This window comes from Pseudomonas koreensis, assembly GCF_012986595.1.
Taxonomy (GTDB): Bacteria; Pseudomonadota; Gammaproteobacteria; order Pseudomonadales; family Pseudomonadaceae; genus Aquipseudomonas; species Aquipseudomonas koreensis.
In genome coordinates, this window is sequence record NZ_JAAQYM010000001.1 from 329,376 (window position 1) to 352,781 (window position 23,406).

26 protein-coding genes are annotated in these 23,406 nt (G+C 58.5%); 7 read left to right on the top strand and 19 right to left on the bottom strand.

What is annotated here, in order from left to right; translation table 11 throughout:
• Window positions 1-33: 33 nt before the first annotated feature.
• On the bottom strand, window positions 34-483 hold the full coding sequence (locus HBN98_RS01480) for a YcgN family cysteine cluster protein (protein ID WP_064586443.1): 450 nt from the start codon (window positions 481-483) through the stop codon (window positions 34-36).
• Between the two features lie 165 nt (window positions 484-648).
• On the opposite strand from HBN98_RS01480, the gene HBN98_RS01485 reads away from it, so the two are divergent.
• The gene (locus HBN98_RS01485; protein ID WP_083366693.1) at window positions 649-1,242 is read left to right on the top strand and encodes a nitroreductase family protein; all 594 of its coding nucleotides are present in this window, start codon (window positions 649-651) and stop codon (window positions 1,240-1,242) included.
• 81 nt (window positions 1,243-1,323) lie between these two features.
• Here the strand turns inward: HBN98_RS01485 and HBN98_RS01490 are convergent, their stop codons facing one another.
• From HBN98_RS01490 to rnd, 3 genes are all read right to left on the bottom strand, one after another.
• Window positions 1,324-2,256, bottom strand: coding sequence for a D-2-hydroxyacid dehydrogenase (locus HBN98_RS01490; protein ID WP_083366694.1), 933 nt, complete (start codon window positions 2,254-2,256; stop codon window positions 1,324-1,326).
• A 118-nt stretch (window positions 2,257-2,374) separates the two neighbouring features.
• Window positions 2,375-2,668, bottom strand: a complete 294-nt coding sequence (locus tag HBN98_RS01495; protein WP_047598109.1) for a YcgL domain-containing protein — start codon at window positions 2,666-2,668, stop codon at window positions 2,375-2,377.
• On the bottom strand, window positions 2,665-3,798 hold the full coding sequence (gene rnd / locus HBN98_RS01500; protein ID WP_064586440.1) for a ribonuclease D: 1,134 nt from the start codon (window positions 3,796-3,798) through the stop codon (window positions 2,665-2,667). Before rnd ends, HBN98_RS01495 begins: the two co-directional genes overlap by 4 nt.
• 338 nt (window positions 3,799-4,136) lie before the next feature.
• On the opposite strand from rnd, the gene HBN98_RS01505 reads away from it, so the two are divergent.
• Entirely contained in the window at window positions 4,137-5,318 is a 1,182-nt protein-coding gene (locus HBN98_RS01505) for a cyanate transporter (protein ID WP_083366695.1), read from the top strand.
• Between the two features lie 200 nt (window positions 5,319-5,518).
• The gene (locus HBN98_RS01510; protein ID WP_064586438.1) at window positions 5,519-6,454 is read left to right on the top strand and encodes a LysR family transcriptional regulator; all 936 of its coding nucleotides are present in this window, start codon (window positions 5,519-5,521) and stop codon (window positions 6,452-6,454) included.
• A gap of 3 nt (window positions 6,455-6,457) precedes the next feature.
• Here HBN98_RS01510 and HBN98_RS01515 read toward each other — a convergent pair whose 3' ends face one another.
• The 7 genes from HBN98_RS01515 to HBN98_RS01545 form a co-directional block, all read right to left on the bottom strand.
• Window positions 6,458-6,823, bottom strand: a complete 366-nt coding sequence (locus HBN98_RS01515; protein ID WP_083366696.1) for a 5-carboxymethyl-2-hydroxymuconate Delta-isomerase — start codon at window positions 6,821-6,823, stop codon at window positions 6,458-6,460.
• A gap of 52 nt (window positions 6,824-6,875) precedes the next feature.
• The gene (locus HBN98_RS01520) at window positions 6,876-8,084 is read right to left on the bottom strand and encodes a low temperature requirement protein A (protein WP_083366697.1); all 1,209 of its coding nucleotides are present in this window, start codon (window positions 8,082-8,084) and stop codon (window positions 6,876-6,878) included.
• 103 nt (window positions 8,085-8,187) lie between these two features.
• A complete protein-coding gene (locus HBN98_RS01525; protein WP_007963299.1) occupies window positions 8,188-9,108 on the bottom strand; it encodes a LysR substrate-binding domain-containing protein in 921 nt (306 codons plus the stop codon).
• Between the two features lie 88 nt (window positions 9,109-9,196).
• The gene (locus tag HBN98_RS01530) at window positions 9,197-11,281 is read right to left on the bottom strand and encodes a DUF6311 domain-containing protein (RefSeq protein ID WP_083366698.1); all 2,085 of its coding nucleotides are present in this window, start codon (window positions 11,279-11,281) and stop codon (window positions 9,197-9,199) included.
• Entirely contained in the window at window positions 11,278-11,664 is a 387-nt protein-coding gene (locus HBN98_RS01535) for a GtrA family protein (protein ID WP_064586434.1), read from the bottom strand. Before HBN98_RS01535 ends, HBN98_RS01530 begins: the two co-directional genes overlap by 4 nt.
• Window positions 11,661-12,371, bottom strand: coding sequence for a class I SAM-dependent methyltransferase (locus HBN98_RS01540; protein ID WP_083366699.1), 711 nt, complete (start codon window positions 12,369-12,371; stop codon window positions 11,661-11,663). Before HBN98_RS01540 ends, HBN98_RS01535 begins: the two co-directional genes overlap by 4 nt.
• 3 nt (window positions 12,372-12,374) lie before the next feature.
• Window positions 12,375-13,340: a glycosyltransferase family 2 protein gene (locus tag HBN98_RS01545; RefSeq protein WP_083366700.1), complete on the bottom strand. Its 966-nt coding sequence runs from the start codon at window positions 13,338-13,340 to the stop codon at window positions 12,375-12,377.
• A 276-nt stretch (window positions 13,341-13,616) separates the two neighbouring features.
• Between HBN98_RS01545 and HBN98_RS01550 the strand changes: the two genes are divergently transcribed.
• Both HBN98_RS01550 and HBN98_RS01555 read left to right on the top strand, forming a co-directional pair.
• Window positions 13,617-13,808: a YegP family protein gene (locus tag HBN98_RS01550; RefSeq protein WP_064119674.1), complete on the top strand. Its 192-nt coding sequence runs from the start codon at window positions 13,617-13,619 to the stop codon at window positions 13,806-13,808.
• A gap of 155 nt (window positions 13,809-13,963) precedes the next feature.
• Window positions 13,964-14,170 (top strand): hypothetical protein, encoded by a 207-nt coding sequence (locus HBN98_RS01555; RefSeq protein WP_064586431.1) that lies wholly within the window; start codon window positions 13,964-13,966, stop codon window positions 14,168-14,170.
• 215 nt (window positions 14,171-14,385) lie between these two features.
• Here HBN98_RS01555 and HBN98_RS01560 read toward each other — a convergent pair whose 3' ends face one another.
• The 3 genes from HBN98_RS01560 to HBN98_RS01570 form a co-directional block, all read right to left on the bottom strand.
• Entirely contained in the window at window positions 14,386-15,660 is a 1,275-nt protein-coding gene (locus HBN98_RS01560; RefSeq protein WP_169844027.1) for a hypothetical protein, read from the bottom strand.
• Window positions 15,661-16,033: 373 nt separating this feature from the next.
• Window positions 16,034-17,311, bottom strand: a complete 1,278-nt coding sequence (umuC, locus tag HBN98_RS01565) for a translesion error-prone DNA polymerase V subunit UmuC (protein ID WP_083366701.1) — start codon at window positions 17,309-17,311, stop codon at window positions 16,034-16,036.
• Window positions 17,304-17,729, bottom strand: coding sequence for a LexA family protein (locus HBN98_RS01570; protein ID WP_083366702.1), 426 nt, complete (start codon window positions 17,727-17,729; stop codon window positions 17,304-17,306). Before HBN98_RS01570 ends, umuC begins: the two co-directional genes overlap by 8 nt.
• A gap of 93 nt (window positions 17,730-17,822) precedes the next feature.
• Between HBN98_RS01570 and HBN98_RS01575 the strand changes: the two genes are divergently transcribed.
• Together HBN98_RS01575 and HBN98_RS01580 are read left to right on the top strand one after the other, a co-directional pair.
• Window positions 17,823-18,509, top strand: a complete 687-nt coding sequence (locus tag HBN98_RS01575; RefSeq protein ID WP_083366703.1) for an SOS response-associated peptidase family protein — start codon at window positions 17,823-17,825, stop codon at window positions 18,507-18,509.
• 11 nt (window positions 18,510-18,520) lie between these two features.
• Window positions 18,521-19,309 (top strand): DUF5677 domain-containing protein, encoded by a 789-nt coding sequence (locus HBN98_RS01580; RefSeq protein ID WP_151101464.1) that lies wholly within the window; start codon window positions 18,521-18,523, stop codon window positions 19,307-19,309.
• 36 nt (window positions 19,310-19,345) lie between these two features.
• On the opposite strand, the gene HBN98_RS01585 is transcribed toward HBN98_RS01580, so the two are convergent.
• From HBN98_RS01585 to HBN98_RS01605, 5 genes are all read right to left on the bottom strand, one after another.
• A complete protein-coding gene (locus HBN98_RS01585) occupies window positions 19,346-20,188 on the bottom strand; it encodes a hypothetical protein (protein WP_083366705.1) in 843 nt (280 codons plus the stop codon).
• A gap of 87 nt (window positions 20,189-20,275) precedes the next feature.
• Window positions 20,276-21,070: a DNA adenine methylase gene (locus tag HBN98_RS01590; RefSeq protein ID WP_083366706.1), complete on the bottom strand. Its 795-nt coding sequence runs from the start codon at window positions 21,068-21,070 to the stop codon at window positions 20,276-20,278.
• 150 nt (window positions 21,071-21,220) lie between these two features.
• Window positions 21,221-21,763: a lysis system spanin subunit gene (locus tag HBN98_RS01595; RefSeq protein WP_083366707.1), complete on the bottom strand. Its 543-nt coding sequence runs from the start codon at window positions 21,761-21,763 to the stop codon at window positions 21,221-21,223.
• Window positions 21,745-22,308 (bottom strand): glycoside hydrolase family 19 protein, encoded by a 564-nt coding sequence (locus HBN98_RS01600; protein WP_083366708.1) that lies wholly within the window; start codon window positions 22,306-22,308, stop codon window positions 21,745-21,747. The genes HBN98_RS01595 and HBN98_RS01600 overlap by 19 nt, the downstream gene beginning before the upstream one ends.
• Before the next feature lie 31 nt (window positions 22,309-22,339).
• The gene (locus HBN98_RS01605) at window positions 22,340-23,389 is read right to left on the bottom strand and encodes a phage late control D family protein (protein ID WP_083366709.1); all 1,050 of its coding nucleotides are present in this window, start codon (window positions 23,387-23,389) and stop codon (window positions 22,340-22,342) included.
• Window positions 23,390-23,406 lie beyond the last annotated feature (17 nt).

Here is a 23,406-nt window from a genome sequence, read left to right on the forward strand (position 1 = left end):
ATCCGACAAGCTCCCTCGCCACAGATTTATTGGTTAGCCTGCGCGGAAAATCAGGTGATCTTCCCAGTCGTCCTCCGGCACGCTGCCTTCGGCAAGCATGCGCCCGGACTGGGAAATCCGTTCGTGGTGCACGGCGTCACGGTCGCCGCACACCAGGTGGTGCCACAACGGCAGATCTTTACCTTCGCTGACCAGTCGGTAACCGCAGGTCGGCGGCAGCCATTTGAATTCTTCGGCCTGGCCCGGGGTGAGCTGGATGCAGTCCGGGACAAACTGGATGCGGTTCGGGTAGTCGCTGCACTGACAGGTTTTCAGGTCCAGCAGTTTGCAGGCGATGCGTGTGTAATAGACGCTGTTGTCTTCTTCATCTTCGAGTTTCTGCAGGCAGCACAGACCGCAGCCGTCGCACAGCGATTCCCATTCCTCGTGATCCAGTTGATCGAGGGTTTTGCGTTTCCAGAACGGTTCGACTTTGGCGGCCATGGCTCAAGCATCAACATCAGGTGGTGAAAAGGCCGCCAGTCTAGTGCCCAAGGCCTTGTGGGCCAAGCGTTGGCGACTGTCGGTAAATCCCGCTTGTCAGGCGAATCGCCGCCCAGTAGGGTTTTGCCACGAAATCATGACTCAAACACAGCCAGGAATCTTTCGATGAGTGCCAACCCTCGCGTTGCCGATTACGCCATTCACCCGCAATTCACCGATCGCTGGTCGCCCCGCGCCTTCACCGGCGAAGCGATCCCGGAAGAAACCCTGCTGAGCTTCTTCGAAGCCGCACGCTGGGCACCGTCGGCCTATAACTCGCAGCCGTGGCGTTTTCTCTATGCGCGTCGCGACACGCCGAACTGGGAGCGCTTTCTTGGCCTGCTGAATGAATTCAACCGCAGCTGGGCGCAACACGCCTCGGCGCTGGTGATCGTGATTTCGAAAACCACCTTCACCGCCCCCGGCGCCAGCGAAGAAACCCCGGCGCTGTGGCACACCTTCGACACCGGTTCGGCCTGGGGCCATCTGGCGCTGCAGGCGAGCATCAGCGGCTGGCACACCCACGGCATGGCCGGTTTCGATCAGGAGCTGACCCGCAAAGAGCTGAACATTCCTGAAGGTTATGCGCTGCACGCGGCGGTCGCGGTCGGCAAGCTGGGTGACAAAGCCACTCTGGCCGAGTACCTGCAGGCCCGTGAAGCGCCAAGCCCGCGTCGTCCGCTGAGCGAGCTGGCGGCTGAAGGCAGCTTCACTCTTTAAAAGCAAAAGATCGCAGCCTTCGGCAGCTCCTACATTGATCTCTGTAGGAGCTGCCGCAGGCTGCGATCTTTTGGGGAACTCTCAATACCCGCGTGCGAAATCCACTTCCCCGCGCAACGCCTCTCCCGCCTGATACGCCTTAAGGTTCTCGACGAACAACTGCACCATCAACGCCGGCGACGTCGGTGCCGAGCTGTGCCCGGTCAGCAGCAAGCCCCAGGCGGTCCAGAATGGATGGCGTTGTGGCAACGGCTCCTGACGGCAGACGTCGATCACCGCACCGGCCAGATGGCCTTCCTTCAAAGCTTCCACCAGATCCGCATCGACCACCGCCACGCCGCGCCCGACGTTGATGAACAACCCGGTCGGCTTGAATTGCTTGAACAGCGCCGCGTCGTAGATATCGTGGGTGTGCGCGGTGTTCGGCAGCAGGTTGACCACGTAATCGACCTCGCCTACCAGCCGTGGCAGATCGGCCATCGCACCGACCTCGACGAACGGCGCCTGCTCGCGCGCGCTGCTGGCGATGCCGTACAGCTCGACGCCGAACGGCAACAGGAACTGCGCCACGCTCTGGCCGATATCGCCAGTGCCGACGATCAGCACCTTGCGCCCGACCAGACTCTGACCGGTGCGGTTGTCCCACTTGCGCTCGACCTGGCTGACCAGCCGCGCCAGCACTTCACGTTCGTGGCCGAGCATGTAGGTCAGCACGTATTCGGCCATCACCTGACCGAAGATGCCCACCGCGCGGGTCAGGCGGTAATCGCGGCGCAAACCGTCGGCGAGCAACGGCGTGATGCCGGCCCAGGTCGATTGCAGCCATTGCGGTTGATGGCCCTGACGCAACAGGGTCGCCAGCAGGTCCGGCTGCCCCAGCCACACCGGGCAATCGGCCGCCTGACGGGCCAGTTCGGCAGAGTCGCCACTGGTCAATACTTCAAGTTCGGGGGCCGCCTGACGCAGCAGCCGGGCGTACACCGCGTGGTCGTGTTCAGCAATCAGAACGCGCATCTTCAAACCTTTCGCAAACCGTGCAGGCAACCGCCGAAGGAGTCGCGCTCCTTCGTGGCGGTCGTCGCCGTAAAATCAGTTCCAGGGTGGCAAGAGGCCCAGAACAGGGCCTCGCAGATCAGACCGGGTCGTTGCGTCGCAGCAACTCTTCGGGCAAGTGTTCGATGTACTCGTCCTCGGCCGGCGGCATCTGCAGGTGATAGCCCTGCTTGTCGAGGTTTTCCAGGACCACGACGATGTCCTCGCTGGCCAGCTTGCGCTCGGGCGAGAGGACCAGATCGAAGGAATGTTTCGGCTTGCCGAACGCCAGCATCAGTGGTTCGGGCACGCGCTCCAGAGCATCGCTCTTGAGCACATAAAGGTACATCCCGCTTCGCTTCGAGCTTTGGTAAATGGAGCAAATACGTTTCAAGGCTGTTCTCCGGCGGTGGCCAGGCTGTCGAGCAGCTTCTGGCCCATGAGTTCGCGGCGCCAGCCACGCAGCGACTCAGGCAATTGATAAGGACCCTCGGGGAAGCCGCTTTTGACCAGGGCTTCGAGGGTTTTCTTGCGCAGCATCAGTTCCGGCGCAATGCCCAGGCGTTCGGCCTCGACCTGACCGAGGGCGCGCAGTTGTTTGATCAGCGCGGCGGCTTCGACCGGCAGAGGCTCCGGCACCGCCGGCGGCCATTGATCAGGCCCCACACTGCCAGAGCGCTTGATCAGATCAAGCAGAAATTGGCCGTCCTGACGCACGGTACGCGGGTGCATGTCTTCGATCTTGCCCAGCGCGGCGAGGTTGTCCGGTTGGGTGCGGGCCAGCGGCCACAGCGAATGCTCACGGACGATGCGGTTGCGCGGCAGATTGCGCGCGCGGGCTTCTCGCTCGCGCCAGGCGCACAGCTCGCGCAATACCGCGAGTTGCGCGCGGGACAGTTTCCACGCCAGTTTGGCCTCGCGATAGACCTCGTACGGGTCGGTCTCGCGGCGCAGGTTGGCCACCAGTTCGGCGCCGTCCTCCAGCACCCAGGCGAACTTATCGTCGGACAGTTTCGGCCGCAGCTGGACGAAAACCTCCGCCAGATGCACCGCATCTTCAGCGGCGTAGCTGATCTGCGTGTCGGACAGCGGGCGCTGCAACCAGTCGGAACGGGTTTCGCCCTTGGGCAGTTCAATGCCCAGCACTTCCTGCACCAGCCGCGAGTAGCCCATCGAGAACCCAAGGTTCAGGTAGGCCGCCGCCAGTTGCGTGTCGAACAGTGGCGCCGGCAGGCTGCCGGTCAGGCGCAACAGCACTTCGAGGTCTTCGCTGCAGGCGTGCAGGACTTTGAGCACCGCCGGGTTTTCCAGCAACGCCGCCAGCGGTTGCCAGGCGTCGATGGTCAGCGGGTCGATCAGGTAGGCGCGCTTGCCGTCGCCAACCTGCAACAGGCCGGCAATCGGGTAGAAGGTGTCGACCCGCATGAATTCGGTGTCGAGGGCAACGAACGGCAGCTGCTGCCACTCGGCGCAAAACTGCGCGAGGCTTTCGTTGTCGCGAATCCAGTGAATATCGATGGCCACACGGCTCTCCCTTGAAGAATGGCGCGCAGTATATATCGCCGCCGGGGTTTTACGCGCCTGCGCTGGGCCAGAGCTGTAACGAAATGTCCTGCCTGAGAGAAAGAATAGTCTTACAGCGAGATTGGCAAGATTAATCCGGGTGACCTGTGTAGGAGCTGCCGCAGGCTGCGATCTTTTGACGTTGGTTTTTAAAAACAAGATCAAAAGATCGCAGCCTGCGGCAGCTCCTACACAGGGGAGAGTGTTATTTAGTTTTTAAATAGCACTGGGGAAATCTGATTTGCCGATACTTGCGCTGCGCCGCCTAATCAACAGCCTCCGCAATCCAGAGTCTGCTGATGGAAAACGTTCGCGCCCCCGCTCGCCCCGCTGCCTGGCTGATGCTCGGCATCATGCTCGTCGCGCTCAATCTGCGCCCCGCCATGGCCGCCGTCGGCCCCTTGCTGTCGGCCATACGCGCTGACATTCCGTTGAGTTTCAGCCTGGCTTCGCTGCTGACCATGCTGCCGGTGATGGCAATGGGGCTGGCGATGTTTTTCGGCCTTGGTATCAGTCGGCGTCTGGGCGAGCAGCGCACGGTAATCCTGTCGCTGCTGATTATCGGGTTGGCCACGCTGTCGCGGCTGTGGCTCGATTCGGCAGCGCAATTGATTGGCAGCGCGGTGCTGGCCGGGATGGGCATCGCCCTGATTCAGGCGTTGATGCCGGTGCTGATCAAGTCACGCTTCCCCGACAACGTGGCGCTGTGCATGGGTTTGTATGTGACCTCGATCATGGGCGGCGCCGCGCTGGCCGCCTCGTTTGCGCCGCTGGTGGGGGTGCAGACCGGTAGCTGGCGCATCGGGCTGGCAATCTGGGCGGGGCTGGCCGTGCTCGCGTTGCTGGTCTGGTGGACACAACCGGCCGCGTCATCCAAACCGAACACGCCGACAGGAAAACCATCATTCTTCGGCAATTCCCGCGCCTGGCTGCTCGCCATCTTCTTCGGCTTGGGCACGGCGTCCTACACCTGTGTGCTCGCCTGGCTGGCGCCGTACTACGTGGAACAAGGCTGGAGCGAACAGCACGCCGGCCTGCTGTTGGGTTTTCTGACGGCCATGGAGGTGATTTCCGGGTTGCTGACGCCGGCGATCGCCAACCGCAGCCGTGATCGTCGGGTGATTCTGGCAACGTTGCTGTTGCTGATCATTGCCGGTTTCTGCGGACTGATCCTCAGCCCACAACACCTGAGCCTGCTGTGGCCATGCCTGCTGGGGCTGGGCATTGGCGGGCTGTTCCCGATGAGCCTGATCGTCTCGCTCGATCACCTCGACAACCCACAGCGCGCCGGAAGCCTGACCGCCTTCGTGCAAGGCATCGGCTATTTGATCGCCGGGCTTTCGCCGCTGCTGGCGGGCATCCTCCGCGACCGCCTCGGCAGCTTCGAATGGGCCTGGTGGTCGCTGACGGCAGTGATGGTCGTGATGTTGTTGATGGTGTTGCGCTTCGACCCACGGCAGTACGCCCGATACATTCGCTGAACCCAAATGTCATCGCCGGGCTAGAGGCCTCTTGCCATCTTTGTCCGGTTTATTTCGCGACGTCGTGTTGCTAAAAGTTTCTGTCCCACAACCGACATTGAATCGTCCTACAGGGCTTTGTCCTGGCACCATCGTTCCGCTACGATCATGCGCACACGTTTGCGCGGATTCAGCGCAAGGAGCACAGCGAGACGGAACGGATGCTGAACAGTAACTTGCTTCGAAAGCTCGACATGCAGGACCTCATGGTGTTTATCGCCGTGTATGAGCAAAGCAGCGTCACGGACGTCTCGGAGACGTTGTGCGTCAGCCAGTCCACCGTCAGTTACTGCCTGAAAAAATTGCGCACCAGTTTCGAAGACGAACTGTTCATCAACACCCGCACGGGCATGCGCCCCACCTACAAGGCCGGCACCATGTACGGCCACGTGCAGAAAATCCTCGAAAGCATCAACCTGTGCCACGCCGGCGCCCCGACGTTCGATCCGACCCAACAAGCCGTGACCTTCAATATCTGTGCTCCGGAATATTTCGAGCAACTGGTGTTGCCGCGTCTGTTGAAGCGGTTTGACTTCGACGATTTGCCGGTGATGGTCAACATGCACAAGTTCGAGACCGACGTCCCCGCCGACGAGCTGCGCGACGGCAGCCTCGACCTGGTGATCTGTTTCGGCCCCAACTTCCACCGCAGCCACACCGACCTCAAGTCGCGGATGCTGCTGGAGGACGACCTGGTCTGTGTCTTCGACAAACGCGCCACGCCGCTGGAACCGCGCCTGAGTCTGCAGGCCTTCACCGAACGGCGGCACGTGTTCCCGACCCCGTGGACCTCCACCACCAACATGGTCGACGGCTGGCTGGCGCGTCAGGCGCAGAAACGGCAGATCGTTGCGCGCTCCAACAGCTACAGCGCGGCGCTGAAAATGATCACTGGCACCGACTTCATCCTCACCCTGCCCCGGCGCATCCAGCGTCTGCTGACCAACGATGCGGTGTTCAACCACTGCGAAGCGCCGAACGGCTTGCCGGGGTTCACCCTCGATATGCAGTGGAGCCAGGCCGCCGATCAGGACAGCGCCAACCTCTGGCTGCGCGAACAGGTGATCAAGGTGTGCAGTGAGCTGGCAGCCGCCTGAGTCCTACACGCCGATGGCAGTCTTGGTGTAGGAATCGCGGTCGATATCGAGCAACTCCACGCACAACTGCACTTCAACCCCGGCCGGCCACTCGCACAGCTCCTGCAGCACCGCCAGCAGGCTCTCCGAGAGCTGCTTCTTGATCTGTGGCGAACGACCGCTGAGCAGCGCCAGCTTCACGTGGACGAAGCCGCGCTCGCCCATCCCGGTACCGACCTTGAAGTTCTCGACCTTCACCGCCCGGCTCTTGATGTCGAACTCCGCCGCGAACTGACCGGAACCCACCAGGGTATTGTTGAGCCGGATCAACGCCACGTCGGCGTTCAACTGCGGCAGGTTGGCGGTGTATTCCATGTGCAGGTGTGGCATGGGGTGCTCCAGTCAGTCGGCAGAAAAGTCGTACGTATACCACAGCATCGGCCTACTCTCCTGCGGGTTTTTCTGACGCTGTCGAGGTTAACGTCTGACGCACAGACAAGGTTTCCCAGAGCGCCACCAGCACCACGATCGCCGTGGTCAGCACCCCGAGCATCAGCGCCGAAAACCAGTGATTCAACGCCAATGGCAGCGCCAGTGTGAGCAACACCAGCCCCGCCACATGCGACAACGGCGGCAGCGGTCGGTCGGACATGACCCACTTGAACAGCGCATTGCCCAACAGGAACAGCCAGGGTCCGCCCACGATCACCAGAATGCCGGCATCGGTGGCGTGGTCCGGGTGCACCAGCACCAGTTCGTCAGCTACTGCGCTGACAATCACCCCGGCGACGATCAGCACGTGCAGGTAGGTGTAGGCAATCCGCGCCTGCCGCCCGGGATCGCTCGAATGCGCAATGCGGTGATGCGCACGCTCGGCACCGCTGTCGAAATACACCCACCACATGCCGATGCTGCCCAGCACTGCCCCCAGAAAGGCGATGACCGCGGTCACGCTCAGTGTCAGCTCGGCGAACGTCGCCCCGGTGACCAGCAACGATTCTCCGAGGGCGATGATCACGAACAATGCGCAGCGCTCGGCCATGTGATTGCCTTCGACGTTCCAGTCGCTTAGCGACGAACGCCCCAGCCCCGGCACCCAGAAATACAGCGAAGGTGACACCAGCTCGATCAACAGCGCCAGCGCCCAACACCACAGTCGCTGCTGCCCGTCGAGAAATGCCCCGGTGATCCAGAACACTCCGGAGAACATCAGCCACGCCAGGATGCGCTGGAAATTGCGGGTCATGCTCAGCGATTCGCCGCGCACCGCCCAGATCGCGAACAGCGTGCGCCCGACCTGCATGAACACGAACGCCGAGGCAAACATCAACCCGCGCTCGGTGAAAGCCTTGGGGATCGATGACGACAACAACAGGCCGGCGATCATCAGCGCGAACAAGCCCAGGCGGATCGGCAGTTTTTCCGGGTCGAGCCAGTTGGTGATCCACGAGGTGAAGATCCACACCCACCACACCGCGACCATCAGCAAAGCCACCTGCACGGCGCCCAGAATCGACAAATGTGCGAGCAGCGAATGCGATAACTGGGTCACGGCGAACACGAACACCAGGTCGAAAAACAGCTCGACCATGCCAACCTTGCCACTGTCGAGACTGCCGCGCCCACGCAGCAACGAACGGGAAATGCTCATCGGACAGGTCTCCGCCGGGGTCATTGCCATTGAGCAAAGCAGGCGGAGAAGATGAACGCAACACCCTTGCAGGCTCACGCCTACAGGAGATTGGTGTTGGGCATCAGGGCGCGGTCAGTGGCCGTTCACTCATGAACGCCTCCAGCCGCGAACGCAGCCAGCGCTCGGCCGGATCGCTGTCGACATGGCTGAGCCAGACCATCGACAGATCCAGCATCGGGGTCTTGAACGGGAACGGTTCCTTGAACAGCCGGCCAGAAGCGGCCATGGCTTCGGCGGTGTAGTCCGGCAGGCTGGCGATCAGGTCGGTGCCCGCAAGCAACGCCGGCAATGCGCTGTATTGCGGCACCGACAGCACCACATGGCGGGTGCGGCCGATTTCCGCCAGCCATTCATCGGCGTAACCGCTGATGTTGGCGGTGTGGGACACCAGCACGTGCGGTCGTGAGCAGTATTCATCGAGGGTCAGCGGTGAATCCGAGGCGTCGGCGCGCAGGATGCTCGGCTGAATATGCCGCAGCAGTTTGCGCTTGGCATTGGCCGGCAAACCTCGGGTCTGGCTGATGCCGACGGTGATGTCGCCAGCGGCCAGCAGATCGGGGATTCGCCAGTAATCGACGTGCTGCACCACGAACACCACGCTCGGAGCCTCTTGGCGCAGCGCCCGTAACAGCGGTGGCAACAGGCCGAATTCGACGTCATCGGACAGGCCGATGCGAAACGTCATGTTGCTCACGGCCGGGTCGAAATCGTGGGTCAGGCTCAGGGCCACCGACAACGAGTCGAGGGCCGGCGACAAGTATTTGAACAATTCCTCGGCGCGGGCGGTTGGCTCCATGCGATGGCCGACGCGGATGAACAGCGGATCATTGAACATCGCGCGCAAGCGATTGAGCGCCGAGCTGATGGTCGGCTGGCCGAGAAACAGCTTCTCCGCCGCCCGGGTCACGTTGCGTTCGAGCATCAAGGTTTCGAACACCACCATCAGGTTGATGTCGGCCTTGCGTAGTTCATTTCGATTCATCCATTGCCCCCGATCCCCAGACTGCCGGCAGTGTATGAAGTCCTGGGGACTGGCGTCTATCAGACGATTGGCCGTTTGTTCGACAATTTCACTGCACCGTCAGGGTTTTCAAGCCCAGCCCCATGACACGCGCATCGTCATTGAAACCGAGTTGTTTCGGGCTGACGGCATCAGGCAGGTGCAGACGGATATGCAGATACTCCTCGGCGGCCTGCGCCGCACTGAGCGGAATGTCCAGCCGATTGCCCTGCACCTGGGTCAGACGCGACGAATACGCCTCCACGCCATTGATGCTGACGATCACCCGCTGACTGAGGTTCGGCGGCATGGCAAACGCCAAGGCATCGATCACGATCGCACGCGCGCCGGGAGCGACGCGCAGCAACAGTTCCGCGTCCTGCCCTTCACTCCACGTACCCCAGGCTTCCGGCAGAGACCAACCCTTGACCATTTGTCGAGTGCTGCGATTGAACGTCTGCACCAGCCCCGGCTGGCTCAAAGGTATCGTCGACATCTTCCGGCCCTGGTCGACCATCGTCAGGCATTGATCACAGCGTTTCCAGCCCGGCGCCAAGACGACAAAGTCGTCGACTCGGGTCAAAAGATCGGTATCGCTGTGAACGCTCTTCACCGCCTGGTCCAGCGCGTCGTCATCGAGGATGTACAGCGAATCGGTATCGTACTGCCCGTTGGCGAGCTGGCTTTGCGTGGTGCGCAGCAGCTTGTCCTGCGCTTTGGGGCTTGTGCGCCCCAGGTAAGCCGCGTCGGTTTTCAGCCCGTGGGTGGCGGCGAAATCGGCGATTGCCTGCCACTGATCCGGCTGATTTTTCGGTGTCACGGCACGGATGCTCTTGTAATGCGCCGCTGCACTGTCCCAGAACGGATCATGCATCGGGCTGACCCAGGCGGCAGCTTCCGGGACCATTTTCGCGGTTTTCAAGCCGGCCCAGGCAATCCGGGTATCGCTGACTTGCACCACCAGCGCCAGCGCCAGCAGGCCCATGGCGATACGCGGGCGATAACCGCGCACCACCAAATAAGTGAGCAAAATCACGATGGCGTAAAACACCGGCCAGAACATGCGTCCTGAAGCACGAAAAATACTCGCCACACGCAGGGCGAATTTTGGCAGCGGGTAGCCGAATGTCTGCAGGCCGAAACCGATCTGATTCGACAGGGCGAACAGCGTCAATCCGATGAACGCCAACAACAAGAACGGGCGACTGCACAACAACGCCTTCAACGAGATACCACTTCTGTACCAGGCGATTGCCGCCAATGGCACCAGCAACAGGACACCCAGCCCCAGGTAGTTGAAGCCTTCGTAATCGCCGGCGCCCTTGGGGATGCCCGGCAAGACAAACGACCAGCCGTCTGCATCCACCAGAGACAGCAGGTTCATTCGATAAAAACCGAAACCGCCGCCCGCCGCGCCATCGGTAATACTGAAATAACCCGCCTGCCAGCAGCACACGCTCACCAGCGCGAACAAACCGCCCAGCTCGATCAGCACCTGACGGCGACTAAGTTTGCCAGCCCACAACTTGCCGAACAGATCCGCCACCCAGATCAGCGCCACCATGCCCAACAGGTAAGCGTGAACCAGTGCCGTCACGGCGAGCAATGCACCCCACGCCAGACGTCGGCGCTGCAATGCCGGATGCAATGCCAGATACAGCGCCGCGAGAATCAGGAAGTGCCCGACCAGCGAAAGATGCCCGCCGGTACGCAGAAACATCGGCGGCGAAAACACCAGGAGCCCGGCGCCGAGCAGGCGCAACACGGGGTTGTCGGTGATCAGGCCGAGCAGCTTCCAGGCAAACCAGGCCTGCAGAACGAAACACAGCAACAACCACATTCCGAAGTACTGAAACGGCTCCGGCAGCCACGCGCTGAACGGTTTGAACAGCAGCGCCAGCAGCGGGTTGGAGTCGGAAAAAATGATCGAACTGCCCAGTTCCATCCCATAGGACGGGTTCAGCCCGAGGGGAAAGGTCCAGGGTGAATGGCGAAAGAATACCCAGCCCAGGTAATGCGTCGCCGGATCACCGTCCTTGAGCCAGGCAATGTTTTGCGGGTCGAGAGCACGCGGGCCAACCACCAGAAAAAACGCCAGCGCGCCCAACAGGATTGGCAACAGCGCCAAGGCCGGATGCTTGTTCGAACCCGTCATCGATACGTCCAGAAGTTATGCAGCACAAAGGTGAACGCCGGAATGATCAGCGCCACGGCGCCGATGCCCAGCAAATAGTGCAGTCCGGCGAGCTGCGCCGCCCACGCGACGAACATCGCCAGCAAAAAACCGCCGAAGGACACCAGCATGAAGCGCGCCAACGTTCTGCCATGCAGCCGGGCGGAAAAACTCCAGGTGGTGTTGATCACGTAGGACACCACCGTCGCCACGGCAAATGCCACACCGTTGGCCAAGGGCGGCTGCGGAGTGACAAAGTTGATGAACAGCACCGCTATCAGCGCATGCAGGGCGGTGACGAACAGACCGGTCACGGCAAAGCGCAAACCGCGCTGAATCAACGCCGATCTGTCGGCTGAGGTCACGGTTTGCGCGCCAGAACAAACACGCTCAGACCGGCCAGGCGATTCATGCCCATCAGCGGCAGTTCAAGGCTGCAGAGAGTCTTGAGCACGCCGTTGACCAGCGGATGATGGCGCTTGAGCTGAGACTGCGGCACGGCGGCCTGCGGCCCTTTGGGCAGCAGACGCAACGCTGCCGCGATCGGAAACACCGCACCGAAATAGTAGGCACCGCGCTGCACGGTCAAACCGGCATCAAGGGCCAGGGTTTCAAACTGCGGCAGGGTGTAGCGGCGCTTGTGTTCGAGGAAATCATCGTGCCCGCTCCAGAGGAACTGGAACGCCGGCACCGTCATCAGAAAACGACTGCCGGACGGCACTTTATCGACGTAAGCCTTGAGCAGGCCGAGGTCGTCGTCGACATGCTCCAGCACGTCCATGAGCAGCACCAGATCCGCATCGATGGCCTCGATGTCACGGCGGTAATGCACCGGTTTGCCGGCGGTAGTGGCGTCCGAATCGGCGGGGTAGCTGATGTCGACGCACCACGCTTCCTGCGCAGCGGTCTGGGTCAACAGATGGTGCGAGAAAAAGCCCGAGCCGGCGCCCACGTCGAGAATCCGCGTGATCGGTGCATCACCGAGCAGACGACGAGTCGCTGCGGCCTTGGAGCAGTAATACCAATGCTCGCCGATGCTGTCGCCGAGGATGTCGGTTTCCTTGAGATCCATGTTTCAGTCCTTGGGGTCGTAGACGCGACGCACCAGAAAAACCGGTCGGCGTTTGGATTCGATATACGTGCGGCCGAGGTACTCGCCGAGCACGCCGATGCCGATCAACTGCAGGCCACCGAGGAACGTCACGGCCACCATCAGCGAGGCATAACCGGGCATGTCGACACCGTGGATCAGCGTGCGCAGCACGATAAAAATGGCAAAGGCAAAAGAGATCAGCGAGACCATCGCACCGATGTAAGTCCAGATGCGCAGTGGTTCGGTGCTGAAACTGGTGATGCCTTCCAGGGCGAAATTCCACAGCCGCCAGCCGTTGAACTTGCTCTCCCCGGCCACACGTTCAGGCCGCTCATAATCAACGTGGGTGGTACGAAACCCGACCCAGGCGAACAGGCCCTTCATGAAGCGCCGGGACTCGGGCAGAGTCAGCAAGGCATCGACTACACAACGGTCCATCAGGCGGAAATCACCGACGTTTTCCGGCAGCGGTTGCTCGGCGATCTTGTTGTGCAGGCGATAGAACCAGTGGGCCGAAGTCTGCTTGGCCCAGGTATCGCTGCGGCGGCTGATGCGATGACCGAGCACCACTTCGTAACCCTCGCGCCAACGCTCGATCATGTGCAGGATGACTTCGGGCGGGTCCTGCAGGTCGGCATCGATGGGAGCGACGATCTGCCCGGTGGCGATCTGCAAACCCGCAGACAGCGCCGCCTCCTTACCGAAGTTGCGACTCAGGTCGACGATGCGCAAACGCGAGTCCTGCCGCTGGCGCTCCAGCAACCGCTCAAGCGTGGCATCGGTACTGCCGTCATTGATGAACACCAACTCCAGAGCAATCGAGGCCTGGTGCTGGAAGACTTCATCGATGCGCAGGATGAACGCATCGAGACTGTCCTCCTCGTTAAAAACCGGGACAACCAGCGATAACGTGACCCGTGTGGCCTGTGCCGTTCCATGCTCAGTCAAGGGAATGCTCTTTTTATAGTGTTTGTCGGTCGTCGAAGCATTTTCAACGCCATGAGCCGTCCCGTATTAAGCAGTAGCGTCGAAGGCCTTGCAAGACGCAAATGGCGACATTTTGGCCAATCCAGACGCCAATGCGTGCGCTCTAGCCCGCACTTTTCAGAAACATCTGCCAACGATTGGAAACAAATGCCCGATAGCGAAAAAAACTCGCTCCGCTAGGCTTGCGTCGATGCGCCACACAGGTTGTCGCAAACACCATCGCAAGGAGCGAACTGAATGTATTTCGAGATCTACCGCCAATCCCGAGGCACCCCGAGCACCGGCAAAGGCCAATGGCGCTGGAGGCTGAGGGCGGGTAACCATGAAACGATCGCCAGTGGCGAGTCGTATGTGAATAAGGCGGATTGTTTGCATGTGATCGAGTTGATCAAGGCGGTGCAGGGCGAAACGCCAGTGAAGGAAATCTGACCGCGCCAGTCGCTATAGCGCGGTTTCCTACAGCCTCTTCCTTTTTTGCCTGCACCACTGGCGAAGCACTTTTGCGCCCCTACGCTGTTCAGCGTACGGGGCCATCCAGCCCCTGTTGCGCCACATAACATTCAACCCAAAAAAGGAGCTGCACCATGGCGAGAGACAAAGCGAAAGACGACAAGCACTTCAACTGCACCCAAACGCACGAAGCCGACTACGTCGTCAGCCTCTACCCGCACGCCAAGGATGAAGTGAGAACCTTCCTGACCACGGCTTGCAAGGACAACACGCTGCGCAACTCGACGCACAAGGAAGTGTATGACCTGATCAAACAGAAACTGGGGCACTCGCAGCCGTGAGTGACTGAAGCGGGTGTTCGATAAACCCCGCAGAAACAAAAAAGCCCCGCAGCTTCTCAGCTACGGGGCTTTTTCTATGTATGGCGGAGAGATAGGGATTCGAACCCCTTCCGTTGTCGCCACAGGCCGCTTAAGGCCAACAAAAACGGGAATATCCGCTCGTTCCTTTGTCGTCAAGCGGCCTATTGCGGTCTCAAACTTGCCCTAAATTTGCCCTAAACATCATTATGAATTCGCTCGCGGTGTAGATCTGAAGTAATACGCGTCAATGGCTTCAGTGCATCCTGAATCTCTGCCATCTTGACCGAAGGTCTCAGAACATCCTGAAGCGCAGCTATATGCGCCATGGGCTTCAGTGCGTCTTGTACTGCAGCCATCGCCGCCGAAGGTTTCAGTAGATCCTGAATCGCAGCCATCGCTGAAGGCTTCATTGCGTCCTGAATCGCAGCCATCGCTGAAGGCTTCATTGCGTCTTGAATCGCAGCAATCGCTGAAGGCTTCATTGCGTCTCGAATCGCGGCCATCGCTGAAGGCTTCATTGCGTCTTGAATCGCAGCCATCGATGAAGGCTTCATTGCGTCTTGAATCGCAGCCATCGATGAAGGCTTCATTGCGTCTCGAATCGCGGCCATCGCTGAAGGCTTCATTGCGTCTTGAATCACAGCCAGCGCGGCCGAAGGCTTCATTGCGTCTTGAATCGCAGCCAGCGCGGCCGAAGGCTTCATTGCGTCTTGAATCGCAGCCAGCGCGGCCGAAGGCTTCATTGCGTCTTGAATCGCAGCCAGCGCGGCCGAAGGCTTCATTGCGTCTTGAATCGCAGCCAGCGCGGCCGAAGGCTTCATTGCGTCTTGAATCGCAGCCAGCGCGGCCGAAGGCTTCATTGCGTCTTGAATCGCAGCCAGCGCGGCCGAAGGCTTCATTGCGTCTTGAATCGCAGCCATCGCGGCCGAAGGCTTCATTGCGTCTTGAATCGCCGCAACGTGTACCATTGATTTCATTGCATCCTGAAGCGCTTCCAGCTCCGCCAATGGCATCACTGTCGCTCGACGAATAGCGTCCAAAATTGGTCTGGGTGATATGCCGAGGCTTGGCAAATGCCCGGGCGGGCTCACACGATCTTCTCGCATTAGCGGCTGATGAATTGTGCGAGCTGTGGCGCGGAACGCGTCAAGATGGATGAGTCCCAGTGCGGCCGCAACATGCTCCGCTTTATCAGAAGACACACCCCAGTAGCGCGATATACGCAGTGAAATTGGCACAATGAATTGCTCTATTGCCAGCGATGGCCCGAAATAAGCGGGTCCATTATGTTTGGCCTGCGAGCGCAACTCTCCGTATCCGCCATATCCGAGGATCTGAGCAAAGGCTTGCTCCGCGAAAGAGCGCTTTGGCTTAACAGACTGATCGGTATGGTGCTTTCTAAGCTTGGAAATAGAGCTTTTGATGCGACCGCTCTCAAAGTCGGCCGATGTAACGGGAATACGAATCATAAAACACCTCATACAGGGGCACAGAGTTCGTACAGCAGCTGGCGAGCCGTGGTGCACCTGACTAGGGTCAAGTTTCGTATCAAAAGAATGGGGGTTGCCATTGAAGCAGGTTGGTCTCGTATCCAAAGAATTCGCGCAAGGCCAGCAGCGCCGAACGAGACCAGTCCGGCTTAGCTGGAAATATCAAGGATCTGAAAAACATTGTCAAGCTGAAACAATCCTCACGCTATCGAAGCTTCCTGAACTAGCCGTTTTAGCTTCATAGCGCGCAGGTCAGTTCACTAAACGGCCGAATTTTGTATAGCAACTTATCGCGCAAAGCAGACCATGTGCGATAAAAGACATGCCGCTACTGGCCGACAGCTGATGCTCATTATCTACAGTGAACTGTCCACAATTGATCCAAGCGCGTCGTATAGCTTTTGCTCATCATCTCCCGCCGCATTCCCCATTCCGGATTGCTCGGCACACTCGCAGCCCGGAGCGTACCTTTACCCCACCGTCCGTTTATTTCGTCCAACACCGCCATTACCCTGGTCGCTTCATTAGGCTGAGAAATGGCGAACAGGTCGTCCGTATATTCACCCGGTTGGCACAGATTCAGCAGCAAAACTTCCGCTTTGCTGTAACTGAAACCAGGGCGGAACACGCGATCAAGTGCATCGACGGCCGCCTTCGTTAGTAGTCGCACGTCATCCGTTGGGTAGGGTAGATCGATCACGACACCGTTTGCGTATTTAGACTCATCGGGATTGAACATTCCGGTGCGGATGCTGACCCGGATTTTCTTGCAAAGCGATTTTTGTGCCCGGAGTTTTTCCGATGCCCGCATCATGTAGGTCGCCACTGCCTCCTTGATCGGTGGCAGCTCCTTCAGTCTTTTGCCGAACATCCGGCTGCAGCAGATCTCCTGCTTGGGCGGATCTGGCTCATCCAGCTCAAGGCACGGTGTGCCGGCCAATTCCCGGGCAGTTTTCTCGATCACTACACTGAAGTTTTTTCTCAACGTCCACGGGTCTGCTTTTGCCAGATCCATGGCCGTCTTGATACCCAGGCCGTCGAGGTGCACTTTCATGCGCCGCCCTACCCCCCACACCTCCGCTACGTCCGTGTTACGCAGCACCCAGTCGCGCTTGATCGGGTCGCAGATGTTCACGACGCCACCGGTTTGCGCCTGCAGGCGTTTTGCGGTGTGGTTGGCCAGCTTGGCCAAGGTCTTGGTATGCGCGATACCGACACCGACAGGTATACCAGTGCACCGCAGTACTTGGCTGCGGATCTTGCGGCCGAGACTGTCCAAGTCGCTGATGCCAGTAAGGTCGACGAAGGCTTCGTCGATGCTGTACACCTCAACGGCCGGTACCATCGACTCGATCAGGGTCATAACGCGTTCGCTCATGTCGCCGTACAGCGCGTAGTTCGATGAGAAAGGGATAATGCCGTGCTGCTTGAGCTTGTGCTTGATCTGAAAGTACGGCTCGCCCATTTTCACGTAGGGCTTGGCATCGTAGCTCCGAGCGATGACGCAGCCGTCGTTGTTCGACAGCACCACGATGGGCACCTTTGCCAGGTCAGGGCGGAACACGCGTTCGCAACTGGCGTAGAAGCTGTTGCAATCGATTAGGCCGAATACCGGCGTTACTTTAGACATGGCTACGAACGCTGCCGATGATTACCCCCCAGATGGCCAGCTCATCACCTTCCAACACATAGCGTGGGGGATACTTGGGGTTCTCAGACAATAGGATCACTTCCTTTCCGCGGACGCACAGTCGTTTACACAGCGGATCGTTGTTCAGCAGCGCAACGACGATGTGGCCATGGGCTGGCTCCAGCGAACGATCTACTACCGCCAGATCTCCGTCAAAGATGCCCGCACCCTGCATACTTTCCCCGGTGATTTTCACCAGGTAGACATGCGGGGCGCGGATGTTGAGCACCTCATCTAAGGAGATGTGTGCCTCAATGTGATCAGCCGCCGGCGAAGGGAAACCAGCGGGCACCTGGAACAAACAAAGAGGCAGCTTCAGGCCTACCTCGGCAATTGGGCCTAAAATTGAATAACTCATGACGCACGACTTCCAACACTGTACGAACATACAGTTAACTTTCAGAAGCGCTCGCGGTCAATTTCTGTAGGAAATATCTGATAGGCGGACGATATGTGCGGGCGACTCTCGCAGTACGACGGCATCCACGACTTTGTTGCGGCGTTGAGCATGCCGAACGCGCTGGTCAATCACACCGGCGACCAACCCTTCGGGCGCTACAACGCGGCTCCTACCACCCAGCTGGCGATTTTCCATCAGGAGGGCCAGCACTTGCACGCCGACATGGTCCGATGGGGATGGTGTCCACACTGGGCGAAGGACCGCGCCGCACCGATCAACGCCCGAGTAGAGAAAGTTGCCCATGGCCCCTTCTTCCGTGAGATCTGGCCGCATCGGGCAGTAATTGCAATCAACAACTGGTTTGAATGGGTCGACGAAGGCGGCCCCAAGAAGCAGCCCTACTTGATTCGTCGGCGAGACCGAGCGCCGATCTTGTGCGCCGCGATTGGCAAATACCCCAGTGCCGAGCGTCTACCTAGTGAGCACGACGGTTTCGTGATCATCACGGCCGACAGCGTCGGCGGCATGGTGGACATTCATGATCGCAGGCCGGTAGTTTTTTCACCTGAACTTGCGCGAGAATGGCTGGATCAGGCAACCCCAAAAGAGCGTGCCGAGCATATGGCGCTGCTGGAAGGTGAGTCATCTGAAATGTTCGAATGGTTTCAGGTCGACCGCGCGGTGGGCAACGTCAGGAATCAAAGTCCACATTTAATTGAACCAGTAGACCCGAATTGAAAGGAAGCTCAATGCCCCATTCTAACGATGCAGGTTTTCTCGGATTTGGCGAACAAGAAATCACTGGATTTCGCGTTGAAAACCAAGAGCTATTTGAATTAGCCGAAACCGTAAACAAGCGGCTAATACATTTAACAGAATTCTGCGCATCAACTGTGAAAGAGTCCAATTGGCATCCCAAAGCTGTAGCCGTGCGCGCACTCATGCGTTCATGTGGATTACTGCAGGCAGTAATATTGCTGTCCGAAAGAGGTATGATTGTAGAAAGCCGAACAATCGTGCGCGGATTACTTGAAACTTCGTTTAGCATCGCTGCCTTACACGATGACGCGGAAAACTATATCAACCTCCTCAAGAGCGACTCGGAGGCCAGTCGAAAAAATCAATTAAAATATCTTATCGACCAACAGTTAATTCCACCTTCTAATTCCGCTCAAAAAATACAAGAATCAATCGACAGCATCAAACCCAAACAAAAACTAATAAACCAAAAATCTGTAGCACTAATGGGGCCACTAGCTGGCCAATATTTAGCATATCAACGCTTGTCGGATGACTCTGTTCACGTAACAGCTCGATCGCTTAACCATTACATGAAGCACAATGAGGAAGGTCTGGGCTGGCATTACGAATGGCTCGTGGGAGACCAAGAGTCTATCGCCAAAAATCTATATACAGCGATTCTTGCCGCACTGCCCATCGGACTTGGGGTGGCATGGATAATAGACGAAGCCGCCGCGATTAGGAACTTCAGCGACCTTGCCATGAGCCTTGATAAAATGGAGCCTTTGTGGATCTAATTTACTTGAATGCCCATATAACTGGGGGTGACTAGCTCATGCATCCCTTATGAACGCGCCGCGTAATTCGGACTCAGCGACAAGCAAACCTAGGGGCTGACACAATTCTGTAACCTCATCAAAAAGCAATTCCCCCCCAAGCGGCGAAACCAAGACCCTACCGATTCCGAGTCCATTATTTGGCATAAGACGTCCGTGCTCGGACTTCAACTCACTTAACGGTTCCAGCCAAGAATCAAAACAGATAAACCTAATCTCTCTCTCGAATGCGTAGCAGTTATGTTTAGCTAGAAATGGAGCAAGCGGGATTTCTCTTTCGTAATGAAAGTTAACTGGATGAAAGTATTCTACCCGAGCCGCTTTCAACTCCACCCCTGGAGACAACGATAGAGATCCGATGAACTCAGCGACGGTAGTCTCCAGACAAACTGCGCTAGATTCATCGCAGGCGCCTTCACACTTATCCCGTCCGTATATCCTCCACATTTCCAGTCTCTCAGACTCACTAGAATCCCAACAGCTCACGAATAGATTCTCCTTGTGCCAGGATAACAATTCGGAATTTTGCTCCATGCTAGAAATAAGGCACTCACCGAAAACGGTATCTAGCTTAACGACAGGGGGTGTATCTCGAACTTCAGCTTTCACTCCGTCACTTGACGGCCACATTTTATTTAATGCGACGTCAAGCAATACCCTTTCATATTCTAAGAGATAGGGATTAATAGTATGCAACCCTCCTTCCAAATGATCTTCAAATGAAGTCATGGCAGCAAAATAATGACCGCGACTAGCAATCAACCGCTTGAATTTTTTAAGCGACATATAGCGACGGATTATTTCGGCCCCATTAATTCCAGAAATATAGTGATCAAACATAATTCCCTCGCGATTTGAACCACTTACCAAGGCCTTCCTTACGCATCCTATAATCGATAGAGTGCTAAAGCACTATAAACATTTCTCCTAGAACAGCCCTCCCAGCGCAGCTGGCTGCCAGTTCATTATCACTAGCTCACCACTGACTTCAGCCTTACCCTGCCGCTGGTTCGTGTTGCTGTAACGGATATCCAGTGTCTCGAAGTGGAAGCCCTCGAACACACGGCGGATGTCTGGGTGGTCGTTGATGCTGACCATCACCTTACCTTTGCAGCGGCGCATGAAATCGGCCATCCGTTCGTAGTTCTCGAACGTAAAGTCCACTCCATAGCCGGCGGTCTGCCAGTAAGGTGGATCCATGTAATGGAAGGTGTGGGCACGGTCGTAGCGTTCAGCGCATTCAAGCCAGGGGAGATTTTCGACGTAGGTGCCCGACAGGCGCTGCCACGCAGCCGAGAGATTTTCCTCGATGCGCAGCAGGTTGATGGCCGGTGCGGTGGTCGCCGTGCCGAATGTCTGACCCGAAACCTTGCCGGCGAAAGCATGGTGCTGCAGGTAAAAGAATCGGGCGGCGCGCTGGATGTCGGTGAGGGTTTCAGGACGGGTCATTTTCTGCCATTCGAACACTTGCCGCGAGCTGAGCGCCCATTTGAACTGGCGCACGAACTCTTCGAGGTGGTTCTGCACGACGCGATAAAGCGTGACCAGGTCGCCGTTGATGTCGTTGAGGACTTCGACCGGCGATGGCTGGGGCTTCAGGAAGTACAGTGCGGCACCGCCGGCAAAGACTTCGACGTAGCATTCGTGTGGCGGAAAAAGCGGAATGAGGCGGTCGGCCAGGCGGCGTTTGCCGCCCATCCAAGGAATGATGGGTGTAGACATAAAAAGCAAGACCTTTACTGTATGGATAAACAGGTGCTAGGCTCGCCGCGCTTTGTGCACGGAGCAAGAGCCTTGGCTGGACTTGCAGGGACTATCTGCAGGGACGGCGGCCGGTTCGGATGTTGGCGCATCCGGACCGGCCGCTCTTTTTCACTTCGGTGTTGAGACTTCTTTGGCGTATGCCTGACAGGCCGCGAGGGCAATCAGCCCCCGGTCGCCGTCATCGGTGACGCCGATAATTCGTTGAGCATGCGCTGGGTCAAGTTCGGCTCTTGTGGGGCCATGAACCACGCCGCCGGTGGCGGTGGTGGCTGACACCGATCTGTTGCCGGCGTCGGAGGTGGCGCCGAGTAGGACTGACAGGCGCAGATCAGCAGTGGCAAGGCGGTCGCGCAGGCGACCTTGATCACGTTGGACATCGCTCAAGGCTCGATAATGGGTTTGTTCGCTGGTCGCCAGACGCTGCTCGAGTGCGAGGCGCTTGTCCTGCTCGACACGCTGTTGCGCGGCCGTGGCCTGGGCCAACTGATTGAGGGTTTCGGTGTGCTGCCGGGACTGCTCGCTGAGGCGACTACCGTAGCGCCAGCCCTGCACCTGCCAGGTAATGGCGACGGATATGCCGACCAAGGCGATCAGCAGCACCACCTTGCCAAGCAGCCGATAAGGCGCAGGTATCAGGTCGCAGAGACGCATAAAACCTCCCTCGCCCGTCCCCACAGCTCCAGACGATCCTGCAGGCCATTGAGACCACCGTTGATCTTGCGGGTGATCGCATTGAATTCGTTTTGATCCGCGAGCGCGTTCAACCCATTCACCGACCAGAACCATGCGGCCGATTCAGCAGCCAACTGTGGCAACTCCAGCAGCTCTGGGGTTCGCAGCAATCGCTCGTCGCCGAACAGCGCCAAGCTGCAGCGCAGGTAATTGTCGTGGCCGGTGATCTGGATCAAGCCGCGACCGCGATAACGCTGGCCATCGCCGTCCGCTGCCGGGGTGTTGCCCAGTTTAGCGGCCAGGGCACCGGTGTCGTATTTGCTCAGGTATTGGTCGCCGCCCAGCTCCCGGACGTACTGCAGCTGACCCGACTCGTGTCCGATTTGAGCCAGGAACGCGGCTTGGCGTTTCGGTGTGTTGATCTGTCGGTGCGCCATGGCTGCGTTGAGTGCAGATACAAAAACGCCCGCTTGGCGGCGGGCGTTAGGCATGATGCGTTGCAGTTGTTGTTCGGTCAGTGACATTGATGTCTCCTTGAGTTGTGAGAATGCGGCGCTATTGTTTGAGCTGAACGACCTTCAGATCCTTTGCCGCTTTTTTCTTCTTGCCCTTGGCTTTGGCTTTGCCCTTCTTGCCGCCGTTACACTCGACCGTTGTGCTCCAGCCGGCCTGGGTGAACACCTGCTCCACCGAGTCGACCAGGTACTCGCCATCGAGGCCGACCTTGAATCCCTGGGCATTGATCGAGCGTTCGGCGAACAGGTCGGTGCGCCCTGCCATTTCCAGCCGGACACCGGCGGTGGAACGGTTAAACGCGGTGAGACGCGCCTTGGCGGCGGCTTCGGCTGCGGACTTGTTCGGGTAGATGTGGCGGTCGGTATGCACCGGTGGCAATCCATCCGGAGACTCGTCGTTGTCTAAGGTGACCACCGTGAGCTTCCCGGTTTTCTTGTCCTGGTGCTTGGTCGACACCGCCTTGTGCGTATTGCGATCACCGAGCCGAAACTGAAAGCGACTGACGTCGCGCCGTTGGATCAGCACCACGCCAAAGGACTTGCCCGAGGCGCTCTGCCCACCCTGACGTGACATCACCAGCAGTTTTCCGTCGGCGACCTTGGCGGTGCAGTCGTACTGCTTGGCCAGACGCGTGATGAAGTTGAAATCCGATTCATTGAGCTGATCGGCACGCGGCACTTTGGTTTGGACCGAGCACACCGGTTGCCAGCCATTGCGTGCGGCGACGTCGGCCACGATCCGCGACAACGGTACGTTCTCCCAACTACCGCTGCGGATCGTCTTGCCACTGCCGCGCATGTCGCTGGCCTTGCCTGTGATCACCAATGTATCCGGGGGACCAGATAACTCGATCTCATCGACGATATAGCGGCCGATGCGGGTCAGCGACGTTTCAACGTAACCCAGGTACACCTCGATGCTGGCACCGCGCGGAGGCAGCAGCACCGAACCATCGCGGTCATCGATGCGTAACTCGAACTCATCGGATTCCATGCCAGGTTTATCAGTGGTTTTGAGCTGCAACAGTCGATCATTGATCCGCAGCGTGATGTCGGCACTGTCGGCCAGGATACGAAAGGCGGGGGTCATTTATTTTCCCCATAAAA

What these genes read in the sequence shown, in the direction of transcription:
- HBN98_RS01480 (WP_064586443.1), bottom strand. Translation starts at nt 483, where the DNA reads ATGGCCGCCAAAGTCGAACCGTTCTGGAAACGCAAAACCCTCGATCAA.
- HBN98_RS01485 (WP_083366693.1), top strand. Translation starts at nt 649, where the DNA reads ATGAGTGCCAACCCTCGCGTTGCCGATTACGCCATTCACCCGCAATTC.
- HBN98_RS01490 (WP_083366694.1), bottom strand. Translation starts at nt 2,256, where the DNA reads ATGCGCGTTCTGATTGCTGAACACGACCACGCGGTGTACGCCCGGCTG.
- HBN98_RS01505 (WP_083366695.1), top strand. Translation starts at nt 4,137, where the DNA reads ATGGAAAACGTTCGCGCCCCCGCTCGCCCCGCTGCCTGGCTGATGCTC.
- HBN98_RS01510 (WP_064586438.1), top strand. Translation starts at nt 5,519, where the DNA reads ATGCTGAACAGTAACTTGCTTCGAAAGCTCGACATGCAGGACCTCATG.
- HBN98_RS01515 (WP_083366696.1), bottom strand. Translation starts at nt 6,823, where the DNA reads ATGCCACACCTGCACATGGAATACACCGCCAACCTGCCGCAGTTGAAC.
- HBN98_RS01520 (WP_083366697.1), bottom strand. Translation starts at nt 8,084, where the DNA reads ATGAGCATTTCCCGTTCGTTGCTGCGTGGGCGCGGCAGTCTCGACAGT.
- HBN98_RS01525 (WP_007963299.1), bottom strand. Translation starts at nt 9,108, where the DNA reads ATGAATCGAAATGAACTACGCAAGGCCGACATCAACCTGATGGTGGTG.
- HBN98_RS01530 (WP_083366698.1), bottom strand. Translation starts at nt 11,281, where the DNA reads ATGACGGGTTCGAACAAGCATCCGGCCTTGGCGCTGTTGCCAATCCTG.
- HBN98_RS01540 (WP_083366699.1), bottom strand. Translation starts at nt 12,371, where the DNA reads ATGGATCTCAAGGAAACCGACATCCTCGGCGACAGCATCGGCGAGCAT.
- HBN98_RS01550 (WP_064119674.1), top strand. Translation starts at nt 13,617, where the DNA reads ATGTATTTCGAGATCTACCGCCAATCCCGAGGCACCCCGAGCACCGGC.
- HBN98_RS01555 (WP_064586431.1), top strand. Translation starts at nt 13,964, where the DNA reads ATGGCGAGAGACAAAGCGAAAGACGACAAGCACTTCAACTGCACCCAA.
- HBN98_RS01560 (WP_169844027.1), bottom strand. Translation starts at nt 15,660, where the DNA reads ATGATTCGTATTCCCGTTACATCGGCCGACTTTGAGAGCGGTCGCATC.
- umuC (WP_083366701.1), bottom strand. Translation starts at nt 17,311, where the DNA reads ATGTCTAAAGTAACGCCGGTATTCGGCCTAATCGATTGCAACAGCTTC.
- HBN98_RS01570 (WP_083366702.1), bottom strand. Translation starts at nt 17,729, where the DNA reads ATGAGTTATTCAATTTTAGGCCCAATTGCCGAGGTAGGCCTGAAGCTG.
- HBN98_RS01575 (WP_083366703.1), top strand. Translation starts at nt 17,823, where the DNA reads ATGTGCGGGCGACTCTCGCAGTACGACGGCATCCACGACTTTGTTGCG.
- HBN98_RS01580 (WP_151101464.1), top strand. Translation starts at nt 18,521, where the DNA reads ATGCCCCATTCTAACGATGCAGGTTTTCTCGGATTTGGCGAACAAGAA.
- HBN98_RS01585 (WP_083366705.1), bottom strand. Translation starts at nt 20,188, where the DNA reads ATGTTTGATCACTATATTTCTGGAATTAATGGGGCCGAAATAATCCGT.
- HBN98_RS01590 (WP_083366706.1), bottom strand. Translation starts at nt 21,070, where the DNA reads ATGTCTACACCCATCATTCCTTGGATGGGCGGCAAACGCCGCCTGGCC.
- HBN98_RS01595 (WP_083366707.1), bottom strand. Translation starts at nt 21,763, where the DNA reads ATGCGTCTCTGCGACCTGATACCTGCGCCTTATCGGCTGCTTGGCAAG.
- HBN98_RS01600 (WP_083366708.1), bottom strand. Translation starts at nt 22,308, where the DNA reads ATGTCACTGACCGAACAACAACTGCAACGCATCATGCCTAACGCCCGC.
- HBN98_RS01605 (WP_083366709.1), bottom strand. Translation starts at nt 23,389, where the DNA reads ATGACCCCCGCCTTTCGTATCCTGGCCGACAGTGCCGACATCACGCTG.